The sequence below is a fragment of the Acidimicrobiales bacterium genome, assembly GCA_035533095.1.
Classification (GTDB): domain Bacteria; phylum Actinomycetota; class Acidimicrobiia; order Acidimicrobiales; family Palsa-688; genus DATLUM01.
This window is the reverse complement of sequence record DATLUM010000086.1, coordinates 1-3,875: the sequence shown is the minus strand read 5'-3', so window position 1 is coordinate 3,875 and position 3,875 is coordinate 1. Positions and strand designations below refer to the sequence as shown.

The window sequence follows — 3,875 nt, the reverse complement described above, 5'->3', positions numbered from 1 at the left end:
TATGTGGCCGGCACCGCCTGCAGGAATAGGAGCGTCGCCGCCTGGGCCTGAAGTCGGCAACATAACGCGCTCCCGGCTGGAGCAAGCTTCCTCCTGACCCATCCGTGGAAAGGAGGTTGTCCATGTTGGAGGCGTATTTCGTCAAGCCGTCGACCGTCGATCGGATCCGAGCCTCATGGATCGGGCCGGAACTGGAGCGGTACGCCGAGTGGCTGTCCGACGAGGGGTATGCCGCTCGTTGCGTCCGCTCGAGGGTGCCGCTCCTCTTCGCCTTCGGCCAGTTCGCGCGGGAGAGAGGAGCAGCGGACGTCGCCGAGCTCGGACCTCACGTCGAAGCCTTCGTCGCTGAGCGCCTCCGCAGATTCCGCCGCGCACGCCAGAACGGGGCGGTCGCGGGGCTCGTGGGCAAGGAGGTACGGGGCCCGGTCGAGCAGATGCTGGGGCTCGTCGTCCCCGACTTCGAGGGGAGCGGGCGCCGACATCGCCAGAACCCCTTCGCCAAGGTGGCTCCCGGCTTCTTCGAGTTCCTGATTGCTGAGCGCGGGCTGCGCCCGGCCTCTGTGAACGCGTACAGATTCCACCTGGACCGCTTCGAGGCCTACCTGCAGAGGGCTCGGATCCAGCTGCCGCAGGTGTCTACCACCGTCCTCAGCGCCTTCGTCGCGGACCGTTCGGGGGCCGGCCTGGCGAAGACCACCGTGCGTGACTGCTGCGGCGTCCTACGGGTCTTCCTGCGCTACGCCTACCGAGAGGGCGTTCTCGGAAGCGACCTCAGCAGCACCGTCGAATGGCCTCAGGTCTACAGGCTGTCGAGCATTCCGCGCTCCATATCCTGGGAGGACGTCGGGAAGGTGCTGGGCGGTGTGGACAGGCGGACCCCGTGTGGGAGACGCGACTACGCCATCCTGCTGCTGCTGGTGACCTACGGCTTGCGGGCGCGTGAAGTCGCCGCCCTCACACTCGACGACGTCGACTGGAAGCGGGAGCGAGTGGCCGTACCCGAGCGGAAGGCAGGCCACTCGACGGCCTTTCCGTTGTCGAAATCAGTCGGGGAGGCGCTCGCCGACTACCTGCAACGCGGCCGGCCGCAGACGACAGATCGACGCGTGTTCTTCCGAGCGGTGGCTCCTCTGCGGCCCATCGGTGCCGCCGCGATCTCATCGTGTGCTCGGGCCTATCTGGTGCGGGCGGGGGTTGACGTTCCGCGCCCGGGCTCCCACACCTTGCGCCACACTCTGGTCCAGCGCCTCGTGGACAACGAGTTCTCGTTGAAGACGATTGGCGACTTCGTTGGGCATCGTTCGCCCGCATCGACGCAGATCTACGCGAAGGTGGCCCTCGAGTCGCTCCGGCAGGTTGCGCTGGGTGACGGCGAGGAGGTTCTTCGGTGACCACCATGCTCAGGACAGCCGTCGACGACTTCGTGAAACACAAGCGGGCGCTCGGGCGGAAGTATCGAAGCGAGGACCACGAACTGGGGCTGCTGGTGCGGTTCGCAGATGCTCGCTCCATCGGACAGTTGGCTCAGGTGACGCCGGGCTTCCTCGAAGACTTTCTCGCTTCACGGCCCAGGCATCGTCCTCGCAGCTTCAACCACCTGCTCGGAGTGATTCGGTGCTTCCTCGACTGGGCCGTGAACCACCAACGTCTGCCCGTCTCGCCGCTACGGACGCGGCGCCGGCGAGTCACATCGACACGGGCCCCGTTCCTCTTTGACGCCATCGAGGCCAGGCGATTGCTCGCCGCTGCATCCGCCCTGCCCGACAACTCGCGGGCCGCGCAGCGTGGAGCGACGTACCATGCCATCTTCGCCGTCTGCTATGGACTCGGCCTCCGCGCTGGTGAGGCGTGCGGGCTGCGCTTGGGCGACGTGAACATCCAGCAGAGCTTGCTCGTCGTCCGCGGCGGCAAGTTCGGCAAGAGCCGCTTGGTGCCACACGGGCCACTGATCGCCCGGGTGGTCACCGAGCAGTTCGAACTCCGTCGGGCCGGCCGAATCGGGGAGGACATCCTTCGGGAGCCCCTCTTCACGTTCGACGGCCGCAGGCCCATTCATCCCTGCACCGCCAGCCAGGTCTTTCACAAGCTGGTCGTCAAGCTGAACCTCACCATCCCGGACGGCGTGTCGCCACCCAGGCTGCATGATCTCCGTCACTCGTTCGCGGTCGGCTGCCTGCTCCGCTGGTATCGGGAGGGCGTCGACCCGGCGACCCGCCTGCATCAACTCTCGACGTTCATGGGCCATGTCGCGCCGAGTTCCACGGCGGTGTATCTGACCATCACTCCGGAACTCCTGACCGAGGCCAACCGCAGATTCGAAGCCTTCGCCGAAGCTGCCTGGTCGGAGGTGGCGCCGTGACCTTGGACACAGAGCCCGTCGGGCGCGTCATCCACTCGTTCTTCCTTGACCACCTGGTCACCGTCAAGGGCCTTCGACCGTCTTCGGTACGCAGCTACCGCGACACGCTCCGGCTGTTCCTCCGGTTCGTCTCGGCGGACAGCCACCGCAAAATCACGCGGATCACACTTGGCGATCTCACCTTCGACAGGGTGGTCGGCTTCATCCGCTACCTCGAAGCGGAACGCGGCAACCACACCCGGACGCGCAACCAGCGCCTGGCCGCCGTCCACTGCCTATTCGAGTACATCGCTGGACGAGCACCTGAGATGCTCGGCGTGTGCCAGCGTGTCGCATCCATCCCCATGAAGCGGGCCGCCCCGCCCGAAACGCACTTCCTCGAGCAGGACGAAGTCGAGGATCTCATGCGGCACTTGCCGCGCGTGGGTCGACTCGCCCTCCGCGACCGCGCGCTCGTGCTCTTCCTCTACAACACCGGTGCCCGGGTTCAGGAGGTGGCCGACCTGCGGGTGAACCATCTCGACCTCGGCGAGCACCCGCTCGTGCGCCTGCACGGGAAGGGTGACAAGTGGAGGACCTGCCCGCTCTGGCAGCAGACGGCCGCGTTGCTGACGTCGCTGATCGCTTCGTTCGACCCGCCGGCGACGCCGTCCAGTCCAGTCTTCTCCGCGAACAGGCTTCCGCTCACCCGCTTCGGCATCTACAAGATCGTGCGGCGCCACTGCACCGGTTTCGATGACCCCGGCACCGCCCGGAGGGTCACGCCTCACATCTTCAGGCACACCGCGGCGGTCCATCTCGTCGAAGCTGGCGTGGAGGTCAACGTCATCCGAGGTTGGCTCGGCCACGCCGACCTCTCCACCACCAACCGCTACGCCGAAATCAACACCAAGGCCAAAGAGGCGGCTCTCCGAGCGACGGAACCTCCGGGTTCTTCGGCGGGGCTCCGCACCGCGCCCGTCTGGAGGTCCGACGAGTCGCTCCTGAAATGGTTGGATTCGCTCTGACCGTTATGTGACCAGTCCCGGCGTCGCCCCGCGCCCGCCGAATTCCGAAGGAAGGGCGAGCGGCGGCGCCGGCCACATAACTCGGCCGGGCACAGAAGCCGGACAACCTGAAGACGGGGGTGGTCCGCCCGGACATCTACGACCCGGCGTTGAACCAGGCCTACCAGGAGTTGGCGGCTCACTATGGGGTGCTCCTGGACCCTTGTAGGGCGCGGCGGCCCACGGACAAGGGTCACGCAACTGACTGCACCTCATGGGAACCGTGGATGACGATCTCGGCCGGTGGGCGCCTGCCGAACTTGCGCTTGTGCTTGACGGGGGCGTCCGGCCCGGGCGGGTAGTACAGCCGCTGACTCTTGTCGTTGTAGGCCTCGGACCGTAGCAGCCCGGCGCGCCGCCAGACCAGAACGGTGTGCGGATCGACGCCGAGGTGGTCGGCCATCTCGGCGGCGGTGAGCAGGCCCCGCCGCCGGAGCCGAGTGAAGCGGTCCTCGATCCCGTAAGTGCGA

4 protein-coding genes are annotated in these 3,875 nt (G+C 66.8%); 3 read left to right on the top strand and 1 reads right to left on the bottom strand.

Annotation, left to right across the window (positions count from 1 at the left end; all coding sequences use genetic code 11):
- Nucleotides 1-122: 122 nt before the first annotated feature.
- Genes VNF71_10825 through VNF71_10815 form a run of 3 tightly spaced genes read left to right on the top strand, consistent with a single transcriptional unit; the run spans nucleotide 123 to nucleotide 3,366 of the window.
- The gene (locus tag VNF71_10825; protein HVA75043.1) at nucleotides 123-1,391 is read left to right on the top strand and encodes a site-specific integrase; all 1,269 of its coding nucleotides are present in this window, start codon (nucleotides 123-125) and stop codon (nucleotides 1,389-1,391) included.
- A 5-nt stretch (nucleotides 1,392-1,396) separates the two neighbouring features.
- Nucleotides 1,397-2,359 (top strand): tyrosine-type recombinase/integrase, encoded by a 963-nt coding sequence (locus tag VNF71_10820; protein HVA75042.1) that lies wholly within the window; start codon nucleotides 1,397-1,399, stop codon nucleotides 2,357-2,359.
- A complete protein-coding gene (locus VNF71_10815; GenBank protein HVA75041.1) occupies nucleotides 2,356-3,366 on the top strand; it encodes a tyrosine-type recombinase/integrase in 1,011 nt (336 codons plus the stop codon). Before VNF71_10820 ends, VNF71_10815 begins: the two co-directional genes overlap by 4 nt.
- Before the next feature lie 232 nt (nucleotides 3,367-3,598).
- Here the strand turns inward: VNF71_10815 and VNF71_10810 are convergent.
- On the bottom strand, nucleotides 3,599-3,875 hold a 277-nt coding region (locus VNF71_10810; protein HVA75040.1), incomplete at its 5' end, for a MerR family transcriptional regulator.